This window comes from Stenotrophomonas sp. TWI602 (genome assembly GCF_039674045.1).
Taxonomy (GTDB): domain Bacteria; phylum Pseudomonadota; class Gammaproteobacteria; order Xanthomonadales; family Xanthomonadaceae; genus Stenotrophomonas.
This window is the reverse complement of the sequence record NZ_JBDJMT010000015.1, coordinates 19,382-44,319: the sequence shown is the minus strand read 5'-3', so window position 1 is coordinate 44,319 and position 24,938 is coordinate 19,382. Positions and strand designations below refer to the sequence as shown.

Here is a 24,938-nt window from a genome sequence, read left to right as displayed (position 1 = left end):
GAGGCGCACTGCTTCCCTACTTCGCCCGCGTCCCGCTGTGCACGGTCGCCTTGCCTTTCACGATTTCGAAGGTGAAGGCATACAGCAGGCTGACCGGGACAGGCTCGATGCGCGTGGCATCCTTGCAATCGCCCCGATTGGCTGGAATCTTCCCCTCCGCGAAGTGACACACGGCTGCGGGTACGTACTGCCAGACCGCCACCGCATCCTGCGCGGACTGCAACAACGGCGCATTCTCAGGGGCATTGCCAGCGGCGCATTCGTCACGGTCCTGCACCGGCAGACTTCGCTCCACGCGGCCCTGCGCATCGATGACCAACTGCAGACAGACCGTCGTGGGCGCAAGCTCACTGCGCGGATCGCGATCGCCCAGCACGGGGTCCGGGCCGGCATTGAGTTGCGGCATCCGGTAGCCTTCGGCAGCCTTCAGCTGGTAGCTCGCCACCTGCGCAGTCCCCGTGCCGTTGGCCGGATCCAAGCGCTGATGGCCCACGTTCTCCGCCCGCGTGTCCACTGACGTAAGCGTCTCATGGGTGGCACAGCCGGCCATCAACAGCGCCGCCAGTGCGGGGACGTAAGGCTGCCTCATGGTGTTGGCACCTCGTCATCCATGGCGTAGGTGACCGGAATCTTCAGCGCCGAGGCCACGGCCTTGCCGTTTCTGATCGCCGGTTCGAAGGTCCATTGCTTCGCCGCAGCCACCGTCGCCTCATCGAACACACCGGCCGGAGTCGCCTCCAGCACGCGTACGTTGGTCGCCTTGCCTTCGGCGTCGACGTCCACCCGCACCACGACCTTGCCGACGATGCTCTGCTCGAAGGCGATCTTCGGGTATGACGGCGGCGGCATCTTGTGGGCGATGGCATTGCGATCGGCCAGCACTGCGCCCTGGCCGATCCCGCTGGCGGGGACGCCGCCACTGCCCTGACTCGCCCACGCCACCGTGCAAAGCCCCACGCACATCCCGACCACCAGCACCTGGCCGGTCAACCACGGCAATGCCTTCCGCTTATGTTCCTTCAACATGGCAATACGCTCCTTCAACATCGGTTGGCTGCGCCAATGGCAGGCCATCGGGGCAACCGGGTGGACCAACTGCGCCTTGAGCAGCGCGTTGGCGTAGAGCCGGCGCAGCGCCGGATGCGGATCGACCGTGCGCGCGTCGCAGGCCAGTTCCTGGTCACGCAGGAAGCGGCGCGCCGCCCACGGCAGCAACGGGTGGAACCAGAACACGCAGCGCAGCAGGGCCAACGCGGCGTTTGCCCAGGGATCGCCATGACGGCGATGGCTGTGTTCGTGACGCAGGATCAGGTCCTGCTCGGCGGGGCTGAAGCGCTGCTCGAAGTCCGGGCCCACCACGATCCGCGGCCGCCACAACCCGACCAGCGCCGGCAGACCCGGATCGCCACTGGCCTGCCAGCTGCCATCCTGGCGCGGCTGCAGCGCGCCCAGGGCCTGCGCGAAGCGGCGCTGCGCGCGCCAACTGATGCCGGCCATCGCCACCGCGCCCAGCAGCCACACCGTCAACAGCAGCAGCGGCCACTGCGAGGCATCGTGAGGCACGGCAGGCGCGCGCAGCGCCGAGGCCATGACCATCACCGGGGCGGTCTCGGTGATCGTCAGCGGCGGCACCGGCAGGGACGGGACAACCAGCATCAGCGGCAGCAACCACCAGCTGCGGTAGGCCAGCGCTGCGCCCCCCAGCCGCAGCAGCAGAGGCCTGGCGGCGGCCAATACCAGCGTCGCCACCGACAGCCATACGCTGGCCTGCAGCAGCCCATCGAGCAGGTCAGTCATGGTCCAGCGCCTGGATGAGTTGCTTCAGTTCGGCGATGTCCTGCGCGCTGAGCTCCCCGCGCTGGCTGAAATGCGCCACCAGCGGCGCGACGCGGCCGTCGAACACGCGCTCCAGGAAGCCCTCGCTCTGCTCGGCCACCCAGGCCTGCCGTTGCAGCACGGGCGAGTACAGATAGCGACGCCCCTCGCGGCTGGCACTGACCGCCCCCTTGGTCAGCAGCCGGTTGAGCAGGGTCTTGATGGTGGGCTCGGCCCAGTCACGGCTGGCCAGCGCGGCCACCACATCATCAGCGCCCAGCGGATGGTGGCGCCACAGCACCTCCATCACCACGGCTTCGGCTTCACTGATCTGGCTCATCATTTACATCCGTAATCGACGATTCGATTACGCCCGTAATCAGCACGGGTGTCAACCCTTCGACAGCCGGTTCATGCAGCCACTGCCAGCATCGGCGCATGCCCCGCGGAGCCCTCGATGAGACGCTACCGAAAATTCGACTACCCAGTGGACGATGTGCGCCGCTTCCTGGAACCCGGCCCGGTCGTGCTGATCAGCTCGGCCTGGAAAGGCCAGCGCAACATCATGACGCTGGGCTGGCACATGGTGCTGGAGTTCACGCCCTCGCGCCTGGCGACCATGATTTCCACCGGCAACCACAGTTTCGAGTTGATCCGCCGCAGTGGCGAATGCGTCATCAATGTACCCACCGCAGAGATGCTCGATACGGTGATCGGCATCGGCAACAGCAGCGGCGCGGAGATCGACAAGTTCGCGCATTTCGGCCTGGACGCAGTGGCCGCCAGCGAGGTTGCCGCCCCCTTGATCGCCCAGTGCCACGCCAGTTTCGAATGCCGGCTGGCCGACCGCAGCCAGATCAAGAAGCACGGTCTCTTCATCTGGGAGGTGGTCAAAGCGCATGTCGCACGCGCCCCGAAACTGCCGCGCACGGTGCATTACCGGGGCGATGGCCAGTTCATGCTTTCCGGCGATGAAGTCTCGCGTCGCCGTCTGTTCAAACCGGAAATGCTGTAATGACCCGCATGATTTCGCAGGATAGCGCCGCATGACCGAACACCTGACCGACCTGGACGCCGCCGTCGACTGGCTGCTGCAGCGGGTCGATGGCCCCCTGCGCATTGGCGCCCCGCTCGCCTTGGGCAAGCCGCACCGGCTGCTCAACGCGCTATATGCCCGTGTGGAAAACGACGCCTCGCGGCCGCTGCAGCTTTACACCGCACTGTCACTGAACCCACCACGCGGCGGTGCCGGGCTGGAAGCACGCTTCATGAAACCTTTCGCCGAGCGTCATTTCGGTGAGGACTTTCCGCGGCTGGCCTACGCCGATGCAATGGTGCGCGACCAGCTGCCGGCGCATGTGCAGGTGGAAGAGTTCTACATGCAGTCCGGCGCATTGTTGAATTCCTCGCAGGCCCAGCGCAGCTACACCAGCCTCAACTACACGCACGCCGCCGATGCGGTGGCCCAGCGCGCGCCGCATGCGATCGTGCAGAAAGTGGCGATGCGCGCGAATGATCGGCGCCTGTCGCTGTCATGCAACAACGACATCACCCAGGACACGCTGGATGCGATGGTCGCGCGCGGGCTGCCACGCCCGCTGATGATCGCCGAGATCGATCCGCAGCTGCCCTATCTGGCCGGCTCGGCCACGGTGGATGTGTCGTTCTTCGATCTGGTGATCACGCCGCCGGGGCCGTACCCGGCGCTGTTCGGCCTGCCCCGCCAACCGGTCAGCGATGCCGATTACGCCATCGGCCTGTACGCCAGCACGCTGGTGCGCGATGGCGGCACGCTGCAGATCGGCATCGGCACGCTGGCCGATGCGCTCAGCCATGCACTGGTGCTGCGGCATACCGACAACGCCCGCTACCGGCAGATCCTGCAGGCGCTGGATCCCGGCCTGGCCAGCCACCCGACCGTGCTGGAGTGCGGTGGCCTGGATCCGTTCGAGATCGGTCTGTACGGCTGCAGCGAAATGCTCAACGAAGGCTTCCGCCGTCTGGTCCAGACCGGGGTGATCCGGCGCAAGGTGCATGACGATCTGGCCTTGTTGCAGCGGATCGAGAACGGCACCGCGTGGACCACCGACTACGCCACGCTCGAGGCCGAGGGCGAGTACCTGCACGGCGCGTTCTATCTGGGCTCGCCGGAGTTCTACCAGTGGCTGCGCGACCTGCCCGATGAGGAGCGCAGCGCGATCGGCATGCGCCGCATCAGTGAGATCAACCAGCTCTACGGCGGCGATGAAACGCTGGAGCGGATGCAGCGCCGCGATGCGCGCTTCTTCAACTCCTGCATGATGGCCACCGCGTTGGGGGCTGCGGTTTCCGATGCGCTGGAAGACGGCAGTGTGGTCTCCGGCGTGGGCGGCCAGTACAACTTCGTGGCGATGGCGCATGCCCTGCCCGGCGCCCGCAGCGCGCTGATCTTCCGCGCCACCCGCGAGGACAAGGGCGTCCTGCACTCCAACGTGCGCTGGAACTACGGCCACACCACGATCCCGCGGCACCTGCGCGATCTCTACATCAACGAGTACGGCATCGCCGACCTGCGCAACATGACCGACGAGGACTGCGTGATCGCGATGGCTGCGATCACCGATGCACAGTTCCAGGCCGCGTTGCTGGACAAGGCGAAGGCCTCGAAGAAACTGGCGACCGGTTTCACTCCGTCCGCCGATGGACAGCGCAACACCGCTGCGGCGGTCAGTGCGTCGCTGGCGCCGTTCCGCCAGTCCGGGCTGCTGCCGGATTACCCGCTGGGCAGCGATTTCACCGAGGTCGAGCAGCACCTGGTCAAGGCGCTGGGCTGGCTGAAGCAGAACACGCAGACGCCGATGGCCAAGCTGCGCACGGTGCTGGCCGCGGTCACCCAACCCGCCGGCGATGGCGATCAGGCGTATCTGCAGCGGATGGGGCTGGAGGCGCCGACGACGATTGGCGAACGCATCGAGGCGCGGCTGGTGCGGTTGGGATTGGCGCGCACTGCAGCCGGGTGATGTAGATCCACGCCATGCGTGGATGCGTGTTGATCACGCGTCAGCAATGGTCGAGGGGTACGCCAACAGCATCCACGCATGGCGTGGATCTACCCTCGATCAAGGATGCCGTGGTGTTTGCCCTTCAACAAACGAAAAGGCCGGCTTTCGCCGGCCTTCCGCTTGATGGCGCCGAGCATGGCTCGACGCTATCCAGCCGTCATCAGTTCGCCAGCTGCGCCTTGGCCGCAGCCACGACGTGCTCGGCGGTGATGCCGAAGTGCTTGTACAGCGCCTCCGCCGGGGCCGACGCACCGAAGGTGTCGATACCCACTACCGCACCGTCCAGGCCCACGTACTGGCGCCAGAAACCGGTGACACCGGCTTCCACGGCCACGCGGTTGCGCACGGCGTTGGGCAGCACGGACTCACGGTACGCCGCGTCCTGACGCTCGAAGACGTCGGTCGACGGCATCGACACCACGCGGGTCTTGATGCCGGCGGCATCCAGCTCCGCCTTGGCGGTCACGGCCAGGCCCACTTCCGAACCGGTGCCGATCAGGATCACGTCCGGCACGCCGCCTTCCGCATCGGCCAGCACATACCCACCGCGCGCGATCTGTGCGACCTGCTCGGTGCTGCGCGGCTGGTGCGGCAGGTTCTGGCGGCTGAACACCAGGCAGCTCGGGCCGTCGGTGCGGGTGATCGCCGACTTCCAGCTGACCGCCGATTCAACCGCATCGCACGGGCGCCACACATCGTTGTTCGGGATGTAGCGCAGCGAGGCCAGATGCTCCACCGGCTGGTGGGTCGGGCCGTCTTCGCCGAGGCCGATCGAATCGTGCGTGTACACGTGGATCGCGTGGGCCGGGATCAGCGCGCTCATGCGCACGCCGTTGCGGGCGTAATCGCTGAACACCAGGAAGGTGGCGTCGAACGGAATGAACCCGCCATGCAGGGCCAGGCCGTTGGCGATCGCGGTCATGCCGAACTCGCGCACGCCGTAGTACACGTAGTTGGCGTTCGGGTCATCGGTGGCGACCGACTTGCTGGCCTTCCACAGGGTCAGGTTGGAGTGCGCCAGATCGGCCGAACCGCCCACCAGTTCCGGCAGCAGCGGCGCGAACGCTTCGATCGCCAGCTGCGAGGCCTTGCGCGAGGCGATGGTCTGGCCATCGGCCTGGACCTGGGCGATGTAGGCATCGGCCTTGGCGATGAAGTCGGCCGGCAGCTCGCCGTGCGAACGACGGATCAGCTCCTCGGCTTCGGCCGGGAACTGCGCGGCATACTTGTCGAACTGCTGTTCCCACTCGGCCTGGCGCAGGGTGCCGGTACCGCCGGCACGCCAGCCGGCGTAGATTTCTTCCGGAATCTCGAACGGGCCGTACGGCCAGCCCAGCTGCTTGCGGGTCGCGTCCAGCTCATCCTTGCCCAGCGGGGCGCCGTGGCTGGATTCCTTGCCGGCCTTGTTCGGCGAGCCGAAGCCGATGGTGGTGCGGCAGCAGATCAGGGTCGGCTTGTCGAACTGCGACAGCGCGCTGTCGATGGCGGCCTTGATGCTGTCCGGATCGTGGCCATCGACGCCGCGCACCACGTTCCAGCCATAGGCTTCGAAACGCTCGGGGGTGTTGTCGGTGAACCAGCCATCGGTGTTGCCATCGATGGAGATGTGGTTGTCATCCCAGAAGCAGACCAGCTTGGACAGGCCCCAGGTGCCGGCCAGCGAGGCGGCTTCATGCGAGATCCCTTCCATCAGGCAGCCATCGCCCAGGAACACCCAGGTGCGGTGGTCGACGATCTCGTGTTCCGGGCGGTTGTAGCGCTGAGCCAGCAGCTTCTCGGCCAGGGCGAAGCCCACGGCGTTGGCCAGACCCTGACCCAGCGGACCGGTGGTCGTCTCCACGCCGGGGGTTTCATGGTGTTCCGGGTGGCCGGCGGTCTTGCTGCCCAGCTGGCGGAACTGCTTGAGCTGCTCGATCGGCAGGTCGTAGCCGCTCAGGTGCAGCAGCGCGTACTGCAGCATCGAGCCGTGGCCGTTGGACAGCACGAAGCGGTCGCGGTTGAACCACTTGGGATTCTTGGGGTTGTGACGGAGATAGTCGTTCCAGAGCACTTCGGCGATATCGGCCATGCCCATCGGCATGCCGGGATGACCGGACTTGGCGGTTTCGACCGCATCAGCGGCAAGGAAGCGGATGGCATTGGCCAACTGGCGGCGGGTAGGCTGCGTCATGGTTCTGTCGGAGTCGGGAGGCTCCCGCGGAGCTGCGGGCAGCCCATTGTCCCACAGGTGATCGGCGGGGTCAGGCCGGAGACAGGCCAGGCCCTTAACGACAACGCCCCGCACAAGGCGGGGCGTCGGGATCCCACAGCCTGCGCAGGCTCAGTCGCGCGGGGCCGGGGCCGGGGCCGGGGCCACCGCGGCCACGACCGGACCATCGTCCACTTCGCCCTTGGCCACCAGGGTGGTCAGGGCCAGATCGCCGGTGACGTTCAGCGCGGTACGGCACATGTCCAGGAAGTGGTTCACGCCCAGGATCAGGCCGATGCCCAGCGGGTTCACGCCGACCATGGCGCAGATCATGGCCACCACCGGCAGCGAGCCGGAGGGCACGCCGGCGGTGCCGATGCCGCCCAGGATGCAGACCGCCATGACCATGAACTGCTGGCCGATGCTCAGGTCCACACCGAAGAACTGCGCCAGGAAGATCACCGTCACGCCCTCGAACAGCGCGGTGCCGTTCTGGTTGGCGGTGGCGCCCACGGTCAGCACGAAGCGCGAGACCTTCTGCGGCAGGCCCATCTGGTCGGCCACGCGCAGCGCGGTCGGCAGGGTGGCGTTGCTGGAGGCGGTGGAGAAGGCCATCACGGTGGCCTCCTGGGTGTCGCGGAAGAACGCCAGCGGCGAGCGCCCGGACAGCCACACGGCCACGCCGTAGGTCACCACCATATGCAGGCCGAGCGCCAGCACCACCACGCCCACGTAGGCACCCAGGCGGATGATCAGCTCGAAGCCGAACAGGGCGGCCAGGTTGAACATGAAGCAGGCCACCGCGTACGGGGCCAGGCGGATGACCAGGTTGATCAGGGTCATCGAGACTTCGAAGATGCCTTCGATGGCACGACGCAGCGGGGCCACCTTCTCTTCAGGCGAAAGCACCATGCCGATGCCGAACATCAGCGCGAAGAACATCAGCGACAGGATCGCGCTGTTGCTGGACGCGGCCTCGACCACATTGCCCGGCACGATCGACAGCAGCATGTCCATGCCCTTCGGCGTGCCATGGATACCGGCGACGATTTCCTTGCTGCGTTCGGCGTTCTCGGCCAGCATCTGCGCGGCCACGACCGGGTCCACGCCCACGCCGGGCTTGAGCACGTTGACCAGCACCAGGCCGATGCCCACGGCGATGCCGGACAGCACGATGGTGTAGGCCAGCGTCTTCCAGCCGATGCGGCCAAGGGCGCGGATGTCGCCCATCTCCGACACGCCCATGATCAGCGCCGAGAAGATCAGCGGCACGATCAGCATGAAGATCAGATTGAGGAACAGGCCCGAGGCCGGGGTGGTGATGTAATCCATCACCCACTTGGCACCGGTATGCAGGCCGTCGATGCTGCCACCGAGGGCATGGACGGTCAGCCCGAGGACCAGGCCGATGATGAAGCCAATGCCCATTTTCCAATGCAAAGGCAGTTTCTGCCGGGTCGTTGCAGCCTCAGTCATGGAGCGGCGTTCCTCGAAAAAATGAAATCAGCTTAGCAAAGCCGGCCGCCCTGACCGACACGCCTTTTTATGAATGCGCGGATGGATACAACGGCGCGAGGCCATTGTTCTGCGCGGCCGCACGGGCCCGCCAGTGCGGTCCGTCATGGAAGGCGCGCCGCAGCGCCTGCCGTGCCTGGCCCACATCACCGCCCTGCCCGCCCCAGCGGACCGCCTGCATCTGGAGCAACGTGTCGCGCTGCTGGGGGTTGTCGAGGCGCTCCAGCACCTGCTCCAAGGTCTGCACGCCGCCCATGCCAGCCAGCACGGCGATGATCTCGTCCAGCCCACCCGCTTCCATCGCGCGGCGCAGGTCGGCATGCGTGTACGGGCTCCCGGACGGAGCGACCGGCACACCCCCTTCGGCACCGGGCACGGCGACAGGACGACCGCGTCGGCGCCAGCCCCAGACCAGGGTCAGCAGCCACAGCAGGGCCAGGCCCGCCGACAGCGCGATCCAGCCCCACGGCCGCGGCGCGCCCTGCGCCGGCGCCAGCTGCAGATCGGTGGAGGCCGCCGCCGGTTCGCCCGGCAGCGCCGAGGTGGTGTCCACCGGCAGCGCCGGCGCGGTACTGCCGGCCACCCCGGCAGCGATGTCCAGTGGCAGGTCCGGCAGGCTGGCACTGCGCGGCTGCCCGGCGGCCACATCCCACCACGCCATGCGCAGCCCCGGCACGGTCAGCGGCCCGGCCTGGCGCGGCACGATCGCAAAACGCCGGGTCAGCTTGAGCTGTGGGGTGTTGCCGTTGAAGGTTTCATCGAACTGCGGCGGCTCGGCGAACACCTGCGCGCCGGGGCCGACATCGGGCACGGGCAGCTCAGGGAACTGCGCCTTGGTCGCGCCGTCGGCCACGGCCTCCACCACGATCGTGGCCGCCTCACCGGCACGGCCGGTGGTGGGCGCTGCGGTGTAGCGCAGGCGCAGCCCGTGCAGCGGCAGCCACGGCTGCGGTGCAGAGGCGGGTTGCGCCTGGACCTGCAGCGTGCGCTCGGCCGATGCGGCACGCAGGCGGCCATCGCCGCCGAACATGTCATTGAAGAAGCCGCCCGCGCTGCGCCCGTTGAACTGCGCGGCCGGCAGCACCAGCGGCCCGCTGCGCTCGGGAATCAGCAGGAAGCGCCGTTCCACCACGTTGTAGCGGCGCCCATTGACCTCGCGCACCAGGGTGCGGTCATCGCCCACCCGCTGCAGCGAGGCGCCGGGCGGTGTATCGAGCACCAGTTCGCCACTAAGCAGTTGCGCGGCGTAGAACAGGCGCACCACCACGCCGACACTCTGCTGCACATAGGGCGTGGGATCGTCGACCTCGGTTTCGAGGAAGGCCGCGGCATCCCCCCTGGCGGCCGCGGGGGCGGACGCGCTGCCGGCGCCGACCTGCAGGGTCAGCGGCTGGGTGCGGCTGCTGCCCACCTGCAGCGCAGGAATCTGCAGGGTGCCGGTGCGCTTCGGGCTGAGCGCGACGGCATACAGCGCGCGCGAGGTCATCGCGCCGTTGCTCCACTGCACCTGGCGGCTGCTGGTCTGGCTGCTGAGATCGAAGTCGGTCCGCAGCGGGCCATAGTCCGGCGCGCCGCCGCCCGCATCGGATTCGATGTTGAGGGTGACGGTATCGCTGTCGGTGATCTGCTCGCGGTCGAGCCAGGCGCGGGTCTGCGCGTGCGCGGCCATGCTCGCGCACAGCAGCAGGGCAAGCCCGGCGCGCAACCAGCGCTGTATCGTGGAGTGTGTCATCGCCCTTCCCGTTTCCTGCGTTCGTTTTCCAGCTGGAACTTGGCCCGCAGCAGGCTGCCGGGGTCATCCGGTACCCGCCGCATCCACGCCTCGACCGCCTGCTGCTGCTCACGCTGCTGCGGGGTGCCGCTGACCTGGCCCTGCGCCTTGTCGTTGCCGTCGTTCTGCCCCTGGCGCTGCATCGCCTGCTGCATGCGCTCGCGCTGGGCCGCGTCAGCCTGGGCCTGCGCCTGGCTGTCGGCGGCCTGTGGCGACTTCCCGCCCTCGGATTGGCCATCCTTTGGATCACCGGATGCCGGCGGCGGTGACTGCCCCTGTTCGCCCTTGTCCTGCGGCGGCGAGGACTGACCGTCGTTACCCTGACCCGGGTTCTTGCCGGGATCGGGCGGGTCGGAGGGCGGCTTTTTCCCGTCCTTCTGATCGTTGTTCTGATCGTTGTTCTGTGGCGGCCTGCGCTTGCGGGCGGCATCGACGGCGGCGCGGTTGGCGACCGCATCGGCCATGCCCGGATGCTGCTTCAGCGCACGGTCGTAGGCCTCGATGGCGGCGTCGTACTGGCCCTGTCGCGCCAGCGCGTTGCCCAGGTTGTACCAGCCGGCATCCGTATCGATGCCCTCGAACTGCTGCTGCGCCGCCTTGAAGTCACCCTTGCGGTACGCATCCACACCGGTGGACAGGCGTTGCTGATCGACCTGGTCGGCGCGTTGCCACCACGTTCCCTCGGCGGCATGTGCCGTCGTCGGCAGCGCCATCGGCAGCGCCGCCATCATCACCAGCACGGCCAGCGCGCCGCGCCGCCGGAAGGCGAACAGGGCCAGCAGCATCAGCGGTGGCAACAGCCAGAACCCTTCATCGCGCCACGTGCGGCCCTGCCCTTCGCGGCTGTCATCGGCGCTGACCCGAGGGGTCAATACGTCCAGCGCCGCGAGATCCTTGTCATCGGAGGCGATACGCGCATAGCGGCCGCCGCCACGGCTGGCGACACCCCGCAGCGTGCCCTCCTCCAGCCGCGCCGGCACGATCTGACCCTCGCCGTTGCGGTAGGCCGCGCCCTGCGGAGTACCCAGCCCGAGCACGGAGACCACGAAGCCCTGCGCGCGTGCCGAGGCAGCAGCCTGTTCGGCATCCGCATCGGCGCGATCGGTCAGCAGGAGAATGTCGCCACCGCGTGCGCCGGATTGCTGCAGCAGCTTCACCGCCGTCTCCAGCGCACGGTCGGCCCGCTGACCATCGCGCGGCATCACATCCGGCGCCAGCGCATCCAGATACAGCGCGACATTGGCCATGTCGTCGGTCAGCGGCGCCACGGTGTAGGCATCGTCGGCGTAGACGAGCAGCGCGACTTCGCCGCCCTGGCGCTCGCGCAGCAGCGTGGCCAGCTTGGCGCGCGCCTGCAGCAGGCGCGACGGTGGCAGATCGGTCGCGGTCACCCGCGAAGAGAGATCCAGCGCGACCACCAGCGGCGACGGCGTCTGCCACAGCGGCTGTGCGACCTGTCGCCATGAAGGACCGGCCAGCGCCACGATGGCGGTCGCCGTGCCAAGCAGCAGCAGGATCAACCCGCCCCAGGCGCGACGGTCGCGGCCGACCAGCAGATGGCGCAGCAGATGCGCATCCACCGTCTGACGCCAGACATTGGCGCGACGGCGACGCAGCCACCAGATCGCGACCAGCAGCGGCAGCACGAGCAGCGCCCACAAGGCATCGGGGCGGACAAAATGCAGGGCGTTCCAGCCCGCGCTCATGTCCAGCGCCTCGGCAACAACCCCGCCAAGCCGGCCAGCAGCAACGCCAGTGCCAGCGGCGGGGCGTAGCGTTCGATCCGCGGCCGCACCGCCGGGCCCGCCGATTTGACCGGCTCCAGCCGTTCCAGCTCGGCATAGATGCCGGCCAGCTCATCGGTATTGCGCGCACGGAACGAGCGGCCGCCGGTGAGCTCGGCAATCTTGTTCAGGGTTGCTTCGTCGACCGGGTCTTCGCCGGGGGCGATCTGCACGCCAAACAGGCTGATGCCCCCGTCGCCGCCGAAGGCCACCGTATAGACGCGCACACCTTCGGCCTGGGCCAGCTCGGCCGCGCGCAGCGGTTCGAGCACGCCGGCATTGCTGACCCCGTCGGTGAGCAGGATCAGCACGCGCTGCCCTTCCGGCTGTTCGCGCAGGCGTTTGACCGCCAGCGCGATCGCATCGCCGATCGCGGTCTCGCGCCCGGCCAGGCCGACCACGCTGTCGCGCAGCTGGTCACGCACGCTGGTGAGGTCGGCCGTCAACGGGGTCAGCGTATAGGCACGCTCACCGAAGATCAGCAGGCCGACACGATCGCCCACACGGCGATCGAGGAAATCGGCGAGCACGGCCTTGGCCGCGGTCAGCCGCTCGACCACCTGATTGCCAAGCATCATGTCCGCTTCGCTCATGCTGCCGGAGACGTCCACCGCCAGCATCATCTGCCGGCCCTGCTGTGGCGGCGTCACCGCTTCGCCCAGCTGCTGCGGTCGCGCGGCGGCCACGCACAGGCAGGCCCACGCCAGCCATAGCAGCGCGCGCCCCAGTCGTGGCCCGGCACCGCCCGAGGCAGCCCCGAGCGACTGCAGCTGATCGGCGGCATACGGCACCCGCAACGCGGCCCCCGCGCCGGGCCGCGATGGCCACCAGTGCATCAGGATCGGCAAGGGCAGCGCCCACAACATCCACGGCCACGCCAGGCTGTCCACCCAGGTCAACCACGTGGGCATCGTCATCGCGATCATCGGCGCCGCTCCGTCAGCAGCGACAGATAACGGCGGCGGGCCAGCACGCGCAGCCGCTGCACCGCCTCGGCATCCACGCTCGGTCGATAGCCACCATCGAGCAGCAGCGCACCATCGCCCTCGGAAAACGCCCGGCTGTTCTTCTCATCCAGGAACGCGAGCCACGCGTCGCCCTGCAGACGTTCCGCCCCGGGCTGGGACTGACGTGCCGCGCGGCGCAACAGCTCGGCGATCGCCGCCACCTCCAGCACCGGCGAACCGGCCTGGGCCACCTGTGCATCGAACAGCGCCAGCCAGCGCTGGCGCGCGCGCCGCCGGCGCCAGTGCCAGACCCAGATTCCCGCCACCACCAGCACGATCGCGCCGAACACCAGCCACCAGCCCGGCGCGGGCGGCCACCAGGGCGGTGACGGCGGCAGCTGCACATCGCGCAACGGCAGCGATGCGGCGGCGCTCATGCCACCACCGCCGTCGGCAAGGGGCTGAGCCAGCTGTCGCTGGCATCGTCGGTGGCCACCACATGCACCTGGATGCGCCGAGCCGCCAAGCGGTTCTGCAGCGCTTCCAGAGGCGCAACGAAGCGTTCGCGCCAGTGCTCACGCACCGCGGCGCTACCCAGATCCAGCAGCACGCGACGCCCCTGCGAAAGAAACGGCAGCGCATCGGCCGGCGGTGCCAGCTCCAGCGGATCGACCAGCAGCATCACCACCACCTCGTGGTGCATGGCCAATGCGGCCCAGCGTGCGCTGCTGATGGTGGCGGCGCGCGCCGGATCGGCCAGCACCACCACACGGGCACCGGGGCGCAGCAGACGTGCCGCCTGCTCCAGCGCCCGATCCAGGCCGGCGTCCTCGGCAGGCGGATCGGCATACCAGCGGGTCAGGGCGTCAAGCACGCGCAATACACCGCGGGTGCCGCCGGCCGGTGCGATCGGCGGCTCCTGGGTGCTGCCACGCACCGCAGCCAGGCGGTCGCCCTGGCGCTGCGCCAACCACGCCGCAACCGCACCGACGCGCGCGGCCTGCACGGATTTGAAGCGGACCCGGGTGCCGAAATACAGCACCGGATCGGTATCGGCGACCAGCAGCGTCAAGCGTTCGCGCTCGGCCTGAAAGAGTTTGGTATGCGCGCGCCCGGTACGCGCGGTGACGCGCCAGTCGATATGCCGCGCGTCATCGCCCGGTACATAGTCGCGGGACTCGGCGTATTCCATCCCACGCCCCCGCGCGGGCGACGGCGCACTGCCGGCGTGACCCAGACGGCCACGCCGCGCCGGCGGCGCGCGGTGCGCACTGCGGCGCAATGCCACCAGCTCGGCCAGACGCGGCCGCAGGCCATCGCCTTCAAGCGGCGTGGCCGTATGCACGGGCGTATCCATCGTGCTCAGGGCGCCGGCACGCGGGCCAGCAGCTCGGCGACCAGGCGCTCGCCATCCCAGCCTTCGGCGGTGGCTTCATAGCTGGGCAGCACGCGGTGCCGCAGCACGTCGGGCGCAACGTTGCGCACATCTTCCGGGGTGACGAAGTCGCGGCCGGCCAACCAGGCCCGGGCGCGGGCGCAGCGCTCCAGCGCGATCGAGCCACGGGGGCTCGCGCCCCACGCGATGCGCCGGGCCAGCGCCGGGTCGTAACGCGCGGCATCGCGCGAGGCCAGCACGATCTCGATGAGATAGCGCTCCAGCGCGGGCGCGACATGCAGCGAGAGCACGGCCTTGCGAGCGGCGAACACATCGCTCAACGGCATGCGGGCGGGCGCGGCGGCCGGGGTGGACAGCGCTTCGCGCGCACGCTCGCGGGCCAGGCGCAGGATTTCGGTTTCCGCCTCCGAATCCGGATAACCGATCCTTACATGCATCAGGAAGCGGTCGAGCTGGGCTTCGGGCAGCGGGAAGGTGCCCTCCTGCTCGATCGGGTTCTGCGTGGCCATCACCAGGAACAGCGACGGCAGCGGATAGGTATGGCGGCCGACGGTGACCTGGCGTTCGCCCATCGCTTCAAGCAGCGCGGACTGCACCTTGGCCGGGGCACGGTTGATTTCGTCGGCAAGCAGGATCGGATGGAAGATCGGACCGGGCACGAATTCGAAGCGGCCTTCCTGCGGGCGCCAGATCTCGGTACCGGTCAGATCGGCCGGGAGCAGATCCGGGGTGAACTGCACGCGTGAGAAATCCGCATCCAGCCGGGCGGCCAGCGCACGGATCGCGGTGGTCTTGGCCAGGCCGGGGGCACCCTCGACCAGCAGGTGACCATCGGCCAGCAATGCGGTCAGCAGGCGCTCGACGAGCGCGCTCTGGCCGACGATCTCGGAGGACAGGCCGTCGCGCAGCGCGCGGAAGGCCTCATGCAGGCGGTCGTGCTCCACCGGAGCGGGCGTGGGGGTATCGGGCATGGGGGGCGGCAGATTCATGGCATCCATGTGACCTCCACGGTGGGCGGAGGTTCCATCGCCATGATGGCAGGACAGCGCCGGTTACGACATCAAGATTGGCTGAACGCAGAAAGGGCCGCACGGGGCGGCCCTTTCGTCATTGCAGCAGCGGTGCGGCTCAGTTGACGGCCGGATTGGCCTTGGCCACGCGCAGCACCTTCGGGGTCACGAACACCAGCAGTTCGGCCTTGTCCTTGTTGCGGCTGCGCTTCTTGAACAGATTGCCCAGGAACGGCACGTCGCCCAGGAACGGCACCTTGTTGATGCTGGTGCGGTCGGTGAACTCGTACACGCCACCGATCACCACGGTCTGGCCGTCGTCCACCAGCACCGCGGTATTCACTTCGCGGCGGTTGATGGTCGGGACCTGGCCATAGCCTGCCAGCAGGATGTAGCTCTCCACTTCATCCTTCTTGACCGCCATGTTGAGGAACACACGGTTGTCGTTGGTGATGGTCGGGGTGACCTTCAGCTCCAGCACCACTTCCTTGAACTGGACGTTGGGCTGGGCCGCGGCGCCGGCCGCACCACCACCGCTGATGGTGACGTAGCCGATTTCCTTACCCTGCTTGATCACCGCTTCGCGCTGGTTGGTGGTCACCACGCGCGGGTTGGAGATGACTTCGCCGCGCGATTCGGCCTGCATCGCCGAGAGCTCCACATCCAGCAGGTAACCGGCATTGAGGATCGACAGCGCCAGCGAACCGGGGTTGTTGATCGCCGCCACCGGCAGGTTCCAGTTCAGGCCTTCGGCGAACTTGGTCGCACCACGCACCGGGATCGCGCCGGTGCGGCCACCGGCCACCCACTCGTTGATCGCCTTCTGGTACTCGGTGTCCTTGGTGCCGCGGTCGTTGATGTTGTTGTGGTTCTGATCGGTGTTGGCCCCGAAGAACACGTCCTGGCGGCTGCCGCTGATGCCGAACTTGGCGCCGAGTTCACGCGCGAAGGTATCGGTGGCGATCACGATCCGGCTTTCGATCAGCACCTGGTCGACCGGACGGTCGATCACGCTGATGAGCTCACGCATGCGCGCGATCTTCTTCGGAATGTCGCTGATCATCAGGGTGTTGGTGCGCTCGTCGGCCACGATACGGCCGCGCGAGGACAGGAACCCGCTGTCTTCCTGCGAGCTGCCACCACTGCCACCGCTGCTGCCGCCGATACCCTTGGCTTCGGTCAGCGCTTTGAAGATCGCCCCGGCGTTGTGGTAGTTGATCTGCACGTAATCGGTGACCAGATCCTCGCGGTTCTCGATCGCGATGCGCGCGTCTTCCTTGTCCTGCTCGAACTTGGCCAGTTCCGGCTGCGGTGCCACCCAGATCACGCCGCCATCGCGACGCTTGTCCAGGCCCTTGGCCCGCAGCACGATGTCCAGCGCCTGGTCCCACGGCACGTTGATCAGGCGCAGGGTCACGTTGCCCTGCACACTGTCGGAGGCGACCACGTTGAGGTTGGATTCCTCCGCGACCAGCTGCAGCACGGTGCGAACCGGCACGTCCTGGAAGTTGAAGGTGACCGGCTTGCCGCTGTAGCCGCGCTGGCCCAGGGCCGCCGCGGCCTGACTGACCGAGCTGGCAGTGACCGCGCCCGTCGCCGGGGCGGCCTGGCGCGGGCTGATCTCGACCACGTATTCGTTGCCGCTCTGGTAGGCCAGCGACTCGAACGCGGTGTTGGTGTTGAGCACCAGCTGCGTGCCGCCGCCATACGGCTTGGGATCGATGCGCTGCACGGGCGTGGCGAAGTCGGTCACGTTGATCGACTTCTGCAGGTTTTCCGGCAGGCGTGCGTTGCCGACGTCGATCACGACGCTGTTGCCCTGGCTGCGCAGATCCGGGCTCGCGCCCTGGCCATCGAACTGCAGGATCAGCCGGCCGGCGCCATCGTCGCCGCGCTTGAAGTCGATCTTGGACACCGACAGCGAGGCCGGCGCGGTCGCCGGCGCGGTGGTGGCCGCCGGTTTGGGCACTGCGCCGCTGGGCGTGGCCGCCATCAGCGTGCCGTTGGCCACCATGAGCGCGACTCCCAGCGCGCACAGGTGAAGCAACTTCTGGCGCCGGACGGAACGCAGCCGCATGGCGTTGGAAAAGGTCATCGTGCTATCCCCATAATCATTCATTGATCTTCAAGCGCGAGCGTTGCCGGCCGTTCCAGCCAGCCACCCGCGCCATCCGGCACCAGTTCAATCAGCTCAATCCGGTCCTCGAAGACCCCGGTCACCCGCCCGTCGCTCTGCCCCAGATAGACGCCCGGACGCACCCGATAGGTGACCTTGTCCGGTGCCATCACCAGCACGACGAGTCCGCCCCCACGGCCGATCGAACCCACCATGTCCAGGCTGTCCAGCGGGAAATCTTCCAGCGGCTCCTTGCGGCGGTTCGGATCCGGACGCAGCCCCGATCCCCCTTGCGGATTGGTCCAGGCGTCGGTGAACGGGTCGCGCATCCCCTGCGCGGAATATTCAAACGTCTCGAACTGCTGCATCACCGGCAGCGGCTCAAGCGGCGGTGCCGGACGTGCACGCACGTCGGCCACCCACTTCTCCAGGTTCGGTGCATCGCCGGGCGTACTGGTCACGCCGCGTGCGCAGCCGGCCAGCAGTACCACCATCAACAGACCACCTACCCGTGCGGTCGACGTCAGAGGGCTCATTTCCGGCCTCCCTTCGCAGCCTTTTCTTTCTCGGCGGCGGCCTTCTCCTGGGCTTCCATCTCCACGTCATCCAGATAACGGTAGGTCTTGACCGTTCCGGACAACTCCAGCGCACCGCTGCGGGCGGTGATGCCGGTCTTGGGATCCTTCGGCTTCAGGTTGATGTCGTGCATGGTCAGGATGACCACACGCGGCAACGAGGCCACACCACTGACGAACGCGCCGAACTGGTGGTAACTGCCCACCATGCGCAGGGCGATCGGCTTTTCGGCGTAGAACTCCTTGGGCTGCTCCGCACCGGGCTGGAACAACTCGTTGGACAGGCCGCTGGACAACGCGGTCTGGGAGATGTCGATGATCAGATCAGGCATCTCGGTCTTGCTGGGCAGCTGGCGCAGCATCTGCTGCAGCACCTGCTCCATCTGGGTCAGCTGCTGCTTGAGCGGCTCCAGATTGACCGCGCGGCCCTGTTCCTTTTCGAACTCGGTGCGCAGCTGGGTCTCGGTGCTTTCCAGCGACGCGAGCTCATCGCGCTTCCCGCTGATCAGCAGGAACCAGGCCATGAACACGATGAACAGCGCCAACAGCGCGCAGAACACGACCTTGGCCTTCTGCGGCCAATTGCCGATGTTGTTGAAGTCCAGCTCTTTGAGGTTGATCTTCTGGCTCATGCGGCGGCCCCCTTCTGGGCCGGGGCCGGCGCCGCCGGTTGTGCAGGTTGCGCGGAGGGCGTGGGCGGCACGATGCGGCTGTTGCCGGCCGGCGGGGCCGGATCAGCGGCATCGGGCGAGGCCGGTGCGTTGGGCGCCGGGGCCGGCGACAACGGGGCCACCGGCGGAACCGGGGTAGCGCCCGGCGGTGCCGGATCGGCGGTCGGCTCGATCACGCTGCCATCGGCGGCCAGCTCGGTAACGCTGCTCTGGGCCGGCAGATTGACCTTGACCACGAACATGTACGGCAGCGACTTGATGTCCGCCACCGGGCTGCTGGCGGCACCGGCCCTGTCACGCTCCGGCGCCTTGGCCTCGATGATCGACAGCTCCGGATTGGTCATCCAGCCCGAGCTTTCCAGGTTGCGCATGTAAGCACTGACACGGGCATTGGACTGGGTGCGGCCTTCCAGCGTCAGCACGTCGCCCTCCTGCTTGAGCGTGGTCAGCACTACCCCGTCGGGGATGGTCCGGACCAGCGCATCGAACAGGTGCACCATCTGCGAGCGCTTGGCCTGCAGTTCCTCGATCACGGCCTTGCGCGCCAGCAGGCGGTCCTTCTGGCGGTCCAGGCGCTCGATCTCCTTGTTCTGCTCCTTGACCTTCTCGATCTCGGCCTGCAGGAAGGTGTTGCGATCGCTCTGCCCGCTGACCTGACGGTCGTAGTAGAACCAGATCAACAGCGACAGCAGCAACCCACCGATGGCGGCGGCACCGAGCATGGCGTAGAAGTCGCGCTGGCGTTGCTTGCGCCGCTCGGCGCGCCAGGGCAATAAATTGATGCGCGCCATCAGTCAAAGCTCCTCAGCGCCAGACCGGTGGCGATCATCAGCGCCGGGGCATCCTGGGCCAGGGCATGTGCCTGCACCTTCGGGCCGAGCGTCATCTGTGCCAGCGGGTTGGCCACCACGGTGGCCACGCCCAGCTGCTCTTCCACCATGTCCGGCAGGCCGGTCAGGGCTGCGCAGCCCCCGGCGAGCACGATGTGATCGACCCGGTTGAACTCGCTGCCTGCATAGAAGAACTGCAGCAGACGGCTGATCTGCTGGACCGTGGCTTCCTTGAACGGCTCGAGCACTTCCATCTCGTAGCTTTCCGGCAACCCGCCCTGGCGCTTGGCCAGCCCGGCTTCTTCGTAGGTCAGCCCATACCGGCGCATCACTTCGTCGGTCAGCTGCTTGCCGCCGAATACCTGCTCGCGGCTGTACAGGCTGCGGCCACCGCGCAGGACGTTCAGGGTGGTCATGGTGGCGCCGATGTCCACCAGCGCGACCACGCCATCACTGGCCACCGGCAGCTCGCTGGCCACCAGGGCAAAGGCGTTCTCGACCGCGAAGGCCTCCACGTCCATGACCCGTGCCACCAGCCCGCCCAGTTCCAGCGCGGACTGGCGCAGCTCGACGTTCTCTGAACGCGAGGCGGCCAACAGCACCTGGACCATTTCCGGGTTGTTCGGAATCGCACCCAGCACTTCGAAATCGAGGTTCACTTCCTCGATCGGGTACGGGATGTAGTTGACCGCTTCGAGCTCGACCTGGGCTTCCATGTCGTTCTCGTCCAGATCGGCAGGCATCGGGATCAGCTTGGTGATCACGGCCGAGCCGGCCACGGCGGCGGCGGCGTGCCGTGCCTTGGTTCCAGAGCGGTTCACGGCACGTCGAATGGCCTCCCCGACCGCTTCGACCTCCACGATGTTCTTTTCCACAACCGCATTCGGCGGAAGTGGTTCCACGGCGTAATGTTCCACGCGGAAACGATTGCCGCTGCGGGATAACTGCAACAGCTTTACTGCAGTCGAGCTGATATCGACGCCGATAAGAGGCGACTGGCTTTTTGGGATAAGCCCCACGGTTTCTCCCCTGCCGATGGGCACTTGGACGCAGAACCTGCGACCGCGCATTAATAACGTTTTTTTTGCAAATCGCAACCGTCAAGCTGTAAAACGAGCACTACGGCTCGTTTCACGCGTCCCCAGACGGTGATCGACTGCTCTCCCCGGGAACACCCCCAGCCGTTCCCTTGCGTAATCTATACTCTGCGACCACGAAATTCGCAATCGGAATCTGTCACTGATGACACGTCTTCGCCGTTGGCTGCGCTGGATGCTGGTCGCGTTCCTGGTCCTGGCATTGATCGGCGCCGCGGTTGCCGGTGGCCTGTATTACGCCGTCTCCTCCAAGCTTCCGGACGTGCAGACCCTGCGCGACGTGGAGATGCAGGAGCCCATGTACGTCTATGCCAGCGATGGCAAGTTGATGGCGGTGTTCGGGGAAACCCGGCGCACCCCCATCACCATGAAGGACGTCCCCGAGCGCCTCAAGCAGGCGTTCCTCGCCACCGAGGATGCCCGCTTCTACGAGCATGGCGGCGTGGACTACAAGGGCATCGGCCGCGCGGTCTGGCTGCTGGCCACCACCAATGACAGGCGCGTGCCCGGTGGCTCGACCATCACCCAGCAGGTCGCCCGCCAGTTCTTCCTGAGCTCGGAATACAGCTACACCCGCAAGCTGGCCGAGATCCTGCTGGCACGCAAGATCGAGAGCGAGCTGAGCAAGGACGAGATCTTCGAGCTGTACCTGAACAAGAGTTTCTTCGGCAACCGCGCCTACGGCGTGGCCGCCGCGGCCGAGTTCTATTACGGCAAGAAGCTGGGGGAGCTGGACCTGGATGAGATGGCCTCGCTGGCCGGCATCCCCAAGTTCCCCTCCTCGGGCAACCCGATCAGCAATCCCGAGCGTGCCCGCGAGCGCCGTGACTTCTATGTGCTGCAGCGCATGGCCAGCCTGGGCTTCGTCTCCCAGGCCGAGGCCGACGCGGCCAAGGCCGTGCCGATGCATGCCACCGCGCACGAGCCGCCGGTGCAGGTCGAAGCGCCCTACGTGGCCGAGCTGGTGCGCCAGGAAATGATCGCCCGCTTCGGCGGCGACGTGGTCAACAAGGGTTACCACGTGACCACCACGATCAACGCCGAGCTGCAGACCGCGGCCAACCTGTCGGTGCGCGATGGCCTGCTGGCCTACGACCACCGCCACGGCTGGCACGGCGTGGAGCAGCACGTGGAGGTGCCGGCCGATGCCGATGCCGCCGCGCTGGCCACCAAGCTGTCCGGCATTCCGGCACAGACCGGCCTGCTGCCGGCGATCGTGGCAGCCACCGCTGCCGATGGCAGCGCGACCGTGGTGCTGGGCAACCGCAGCGAAGTGGTGCTGCCGGCCAGCGCCGCCCGCTGGACCAACAAGACGCCGGCCAAGCTGGTCACCCGCGGCGACATCGTGCGCGTGCGCGCCGGCGAGAAGGAAGGCGAGTGGCTGCTCGACCAGATCCCGCGCGGCCAGGCCGCGCTGGTCTCGCTGGACGCTGAAAACGGCGCACTGAAGGCACTGGTGGGCGGCTTCAGCTTCTCCGGCAACAAGTTCAACCGTGCCACCCAGGCGCGTCGCCAGCCGGGCTCGAGTTTCAAGCCCTTCATCTACGCGGCCGCCTTCGACAAGGGTTTCAACCCGGCCTCGATCGTGCTCGATGCGCCGGTCGTGTTCCGCGACCGCCGCGGCAAGACCTGGTCGCCGCAGAACGACGGCGGCGGTTTCCGCGGCCCGATGCGCCTGCGTGAAGCGCTGGTGCAGTCGCGCAACCTGGTCTCGGTGCGGCTGCTCGATGGCATGGGCGTGGATTACGCGCGCAAGTACATCAGCGAGTTCGGCTTCGCCGAGGCCGAGCTGCCGCCGAACCTGTCGATGTCGCTGGGCACCGCATCGCTGACGCCGCTCTCGGTGGCCCGCGGTTACGCGGTGTTCGCCAACGGCGGCTCGCGCGTGGACACCTGGCTGATCGACCGGGTGACCGACCGCGACGGCGTGGAAGTCTTCAAGGAGAACCCGGCCATCGCCTGCCGCGACTGCGCCGGCACCAGCGGGGTGCCGGTCAGCCAGGTGGTGGATGGCTTCAACTTCGGCTCCGCGCCGGCGGCCAGTGCCGCGCCGGCCAAGCCGCAGCAGGCTACGTCCACCGCCGCCACCGAAACGCCGGTGCCGGTGAACCCGGATGCCAAGGTCGCCCCGCGCGCGATCGATGCGCGTACCGCATACCAGCTCAACTCGATGATGCGCGACGTGGTCCAGCGCGGCACCGGCACCGCGGCCAAGGTGCTCGGCCGCGAGGACGTCGGCGGCAAGACCGGCTCGACCAACGATCACCGTGATGCGTGGTTCTCCGGTTTCGGCGGCCCCTACGCGACCACGGTGTGGGTCGGCCGCGATGACTTCCGCTCGCTCGGCTACCGCGAGTACGGCGGCCGCGCCGCCCTGCCGATCTGGATCGAGTACATGCGCGTTGCGCTCAAGGACACCCCGATCGCGCAGAACGAGCCGCCCTCGGGCATGGTCCAGGCCACCCTCAACGGCGCAACCGAGTGGGTCAAGGTGGAGGACATGGAGAAGCTGGAGGAGTACGACTTCAACAGCCATGCGCCGCAGGCCGACGACGCCGCGTTCGATATCTTCTGACCGCATGCGCCGGGTCCGCCCGGCGCCCCATCGCCCCGGTAGAGCCACCCCATGGGTGGCTGCACGCAAGCCCTGATCGCAGGCACAGCCACCCATGGGGTGGCTCTACCCGCCTGTCACATCGCCGGTGTACATTGCCGTGCAGGTCGCCAAGGAGTATCGGTCATGCATCGAGCCCGCCAGCATGCAGCCACGCAGACCCGTGAGCGCCGCCACCAGCTGGCGCACGAAGCCGCCCGGCTGATGGCCGAGGGCGGCATCCGCGACTATCACCAGGCCAAGCTCAAGGCCGCCACCCGGCTCGGCATCCACGATGATGCCTCCCTGCCCCGCAACACCGAGATCGAAGATGCCCTGCGCGAGTACCAGCGCCTGTTCGCCGGTGCCGACCATGGCGCGCAGTTGCGCCAGCGCCGCGAGGCCGCCCTGCGGGCGATGGACTTTCTGCAGGGTTTCTCACCCCGCCTGTGTGGCCCGGTACTGGAAGGCACCGCAGACGCCAACAGCCCCGTGCAGCTGCAGGTGCACAGCGACGATGCCGATGCCGTGCAGCGCTATCTCGATGAGCACGGCATTCCGGCCGAATCACGGACGCGCCGGCTGCGGCTGGACCGCGAGCGCAGCCTGGATGCGCCGGTCTGGGTGTTCAGCGCCGAAGACCTGACCTTCGACATCGCCGTGCTGCCGTATGACGGCCTGCGCCAGCCGCCACTGTCGGCGATCGACGAGAAGCCGATGCGGCGCGCGTCGGCCACGCAGCTGCGTGAGCTGCTGGCGGACGGCGAGATCGAGGGTTATCTGGGCGGTCGCTGAAACGACGCCCGGCCTCCTTCAGGCCTCGGCGAACTTGACCAGAAAGCGCTCGATCGCCGCGACCAGGGCCAGCGGCGTTTCGTTCATCGGGTAGTGACCCGCATTCTCCAGCACCTCCAGGGTCGCCTGCCGATAGCGGTGCAGGTAGGTCCTGTCCATGAGGGCCGCGTTGAACACGGGATCATGCTCACCGATCAGCACCTTCACCGGATGTCGGCCGATGATCTCCATGCTGAAGTCCGTGTCCGCCCAGGCCGGGAAGTACGCCGCGAATGCCTCCGGCGACGCGTGCGCCATCGAGTACTGCGCCTTCCAGTCCAGCCACGCGGCGGGCAACCGCCCTCCGGTGCTGCGATCGATGATGCCCCGACGGATGCTCACGCTGCCTGCGGCCGCTTCAAGCACCTGCCGCGCGGGCGAATCGTAGGCGATGCCACCGCACGGCACGGGTGCAACGGCGACCAGCGCGCGCACGCGATCCGGGGCGAGCACCGCGATCCGCTCGATGGCCATGCCACCCATCGAATGCCCGACCAGGCTGAAGGTCGCGATGCCCAGCGTGTCGGCCAAGGTCAGCGCGTCATTGGCGATCTCGTCGATCGTGTAGTCACCGGGCACCCCGCGCATGCCACCGTAGCCGCGGCAATCCATGAAGAGGTAGCTGAACGCCTCGCCGGACAGCCATGGCTCGATCGGTTCGAAGGCGTGGGCGTCACCAAACCAGCCATGCAGGACCAGGACAGGATGGGCGCCAGTGCCGACGCGATGAAAGGTAGTAGTGGGCATGGCTGCAC

At 67.7% G+C, this 24,938-nt stretch carries 21 protein-coding genes; 4 read left to right on the top strand and 17 right to left on the bottom strand.

Annotated features, from left to right (window positions below; translation table 11 throughout):
- Nucleotides 1-16: 16 nt before the first annotated feature.
- From ABE483_RS13890 to ABE483_RS13880, 3 genes are read right to left on the bottom strand one after another with little or no spacing between them, the layout of a single operon-like run.
- Nucleotides 17-589: a hypothetical protein gene (locus tag ABE483_RS13890; RefSeq protein WP_313210010.1), complete on the bottom strand. Its 573-nt coding sequence runs from the start codon at nucleotides 587-589 to the stop codon at nucleotides 17-19.
- Nucleotides 586-1,797 carry a TonB family protein gene (locus ABE483_RS13885; RefSeq protein ID WP_346481876.1) on the bottom strand — a complete coding sequence of 404 codons (1,212 nt, stop codon included), beginning with the start codon at nucleotides 1,795-1,797 and terminating at the stop codon, nucleotides 586-588. Before ABE483_RS13885 ends, ABE483_RS13890 begins: the two co-directional genes overlap by 4 nt.
- Nucleotides 1,790-2,155, bottom strand: a complete 366-nt coding sequence (locus ABE483_RS13880) for a BlaI/MecI/CopY family transcriptional regulator (protein WP_313210006.1) — start codon at nucleotides 2,153-2,155, stop codon at nucleotides 1,790-1,792. The genes ABE483_RS13885 and ABE483_RS13880 overlap by 8 nt, the downstream gene beginning before the upstream one ends.
- 117 nt (nucleotides 2,156-2,272) lie before the next feature.
- Here ABE483_RS13880 and ABE483_RS13875 point away from each other — a divergent pair, with 117 nt between their 5' ends.
- Complete coding sequence (locus ABE483_RS13875) at nucleotides 2,273-2,830, top strand: flavin reductase family protein (protein ID WP_346481875.1); 558 nt, start codon at nucleotides 2,273-2,275, stop codon at nucleotides 2,828-2,830.
- Between the two features lie 31 nt (nucleotides 2,831-2,861).
- Nucleotides 2,862-4,814 (top strand): acetyl-CoA hydrolase/transferase C-terminal domain-containing protein, encoded by a 1,953-nt coding sequence (locus ABE483_RS13870; protein WP_346481874.1) that lies wholly within the window; start codon nucleotides 2,862-2,864, stop codon nucleotides 4,812-4,814.
- A gap of 202 nt (nucleotides 4,815-5,016) precedes the next feature.
- Here the strand turns inward: ABE483_RS13870 and tkt are convergent, their stop codons facing one another.
- The 13 genes from tkt to ABE483_RS13805 all read right to left on the bottom strand — a co-directional run bounded on the left by tkt (nucleotide 5,017) and on the right by ABE483_RS13805 (nucleotide 20,678).
- Entirely contained in the window at nucleotides 5,017-7,026 is a 2,010-nt protein-coding gene (gene tkt, locus ABE483_RS13865; protein WP_313209998.1) for a transketolase, read from the bottom strand.
- Nucleotides 7,027-7,176: 150 nt separating this feature from the next.
- Nucleotides 7,177-8,520 (bottom strand): dicarboxylate/amino acid:cation symporter, encoded by a 1,344-nt coding sequence (locus tag ABE483_RS13860; RefSeq protein WP_152152534.1) that lies wholly within the window; start codon nucleotides 8,518-8,520, stop codon nucleotides 7,177-7,179.
- A gap of 67 nt (nucleotides 8,521-8,587) precedes the next feature.
- Entirely contained in the window at nucleotides 8,588-10,291 is a 1,704-nt protein-coding gene (locus tag ABE483_RS13855; RefSeq protein WP_346481873.1) for a BatD family protein, read from the bottom strand.
- A complete protein-coding gene (locus ABE483_RS13850) occupies nucleotides 10,288-12,036 on the bottom strand; it encodes a VWA domain-containing protein (RefSeq protein WP_346481872.1) in 1,749 nt (582 codons plus the stop codon). The genes ABE483_RS13855 and ABE483_RS13850 overlap by 4 nt, the downstream gene beginning before the upstream one ends.
- Nucleotides 12,033-13,031 carry a VWA domain-containing protein gene (locus ABE483_RS13845; protein WP_346464016.1) on the bottom strand — a complete coding sequence of 333 codons (999 nt, stop codon included), beginning with the start codon at nucleotides 13,029-13,031 and terminating at the stop codon, nucleotides 12,033-12,035. The genes ABE483_RS13850 and ABE483_RS13845 overlap by 4 nt, the downstream gene beginning before the upstream one ends.
- Nucleotides 13,032-13,036: 5 nt before the next feature.
- Entirely contained in the window at nucleotides 13,037-13,498 is a 462-nt protein-coding gene (locus ABE483_RS13840) for a DUF4381 domain-containing protein (RefSeq protein WP_313219673.1), read from the bottom strand.
- Nucleotides 13,495-14,418, bottom strand: coding sequence for a DUF58 domain-containing protein (locus tag ABE483_RS13835; protein ID WP_313209988.1), 924 nt, complete (start codon nucleotides 14,416-14,418; stop codon nucleotides 13,495-13,497). Before ABE483_RS13835 ends, ABE483_RS13840 begins: the two co-directional genes overlap by 4 nt.
- 5 nt (nucleotides 14,419-14,423) lie before the next feature.
- Nucleotides 14,424-15,446 carry a MoxR family ATPase gene (locus ABE483_RS13830; RefSeq protein ID WP_121041204.1) on the bottom strand — a complete coding sequence of 341 codons (1,023 nt, stop codon included), beginning with the start codon at nucleotides 15,444-15,446 and terminating at the stop codon, nucleotides 14,424-14,426.
- Between the two features lie 139 nt (nucleotides 15,447-15,585).
- Nucleotides 15,586-17,562: a type IV pilus secretin PilQ family protein gene (locus tag ABE483_RS13825; protein WP_313209986.1), complete on the bottom strand. Its 1,977-nt coding sequence runs from the start codon at nucleotides 17,560-17,562 to the stop codon at nucleotides 15,586-15,588.
- Between the two features lie 20 nt (nucleotides 17,563-17,582).
- Nucleotides 17,583-18,077, bottom strand: a complete 495-nt coding sequence (locus ABE483_RS13820; protein ID WP_226956626.1) for a pilus assembly protein PilP — start codon at nucleotides 18,075-18,077, stop codon at nucleotides 17,583-17,585.
- A 38-nt stretch (nucleotides 18,078-18,115) separates the two neighbouring features.
- Nucleotides 18,116-18,790 carry a type 4a pilus biogenesis protein PilO gene (locus ABE483_RS13815; RefSeq protein WP_346481871.1) on the bottom strand — a complete coding sequence of 225 codons (675 nt, stop codon included), beginning with the start codon at nucleotides 18,788-18,790 and terminating at the stop codon, nucleotides 18,116-18,118.
- Complete coding sequence (locus ABE483_RS13810; protein ID WP_346466544.1) at nucleotides 18,787-19,620, bottom strand: PilN domain-containing protein; 834 nt, start codon at nucleotides 19,618-19,620, stop codon at nucleotides 18,787-18,789. Before ABE483_RS13810 ends, ABE483_RS13815 begins: the two co-directional genes overlap by 4 nt.
- Entirely contained in the window at nucleotides 19,620-20,678 is a 1,059-nt protein-coding gene (locus ABE483_RS13805; protein WP_019183880.1) for a pilus assembly protein PilM, read from the bottom strand. Before ABE483_RS13805 ends, ABE483_RS13810 begins: the two co-directional genes overlap by 1 nt.
- 223 nt (nucleotides 20,679-20,901) lie before the next feature.
- On the opposite strand from ABE483_RS13805, the gene ABE483_RS13800 reads away from it, so the two are divergent.
- Together ABE483_RS13800 and ABE483_RS13795 are read left to right on the top strand one after the other, a co-directional pair.
- Nucleotides 20,902-23,331, top strand: a complete 2,430-nt coding sequence (locus tag ABE483_RS13800) for a penicillin-binding protein 1A (RefSeq protein ID WP_346481870.1) — start codon at nucleotides 20,902-20,904, stop codon at nucleotides 23,329-23,331.
- A gap of 165 nt (nucleotides 23,332-23,496) precedes the next feature.
- On the top strand, nucleotides 23,497-24,144 hold the full coding sequence (locus ABE483_RS13795) for a hypothetical protein (protein ID WP_313209970.1): 648 nt from the start codon (nucleotides 23,497-23,499) through the stop codon (nucleotides 24,142-24,144).
- Between the two features lie 18 nt (nucleotides 24,145-24,162).
- On the opposite strand, the gene ABE483_RS13790 is transcribed toward ABE483_RS13795, so the two are convergent.
- Nucleotides 24,163-24,930 (bottom strand): alpha/beta hydrolase, encoded by a 768-nt coding sequence (locus tag ABE483_RS13790; RefSeq protein WP_319623463.1) that lies wholly within the window; start codon nucleotides 24,928-24,930, stop codon nucleotides 24,163-24,165.
- Nucleotides 24,931-24,938 lie beyond the last annotated feature (8 nt).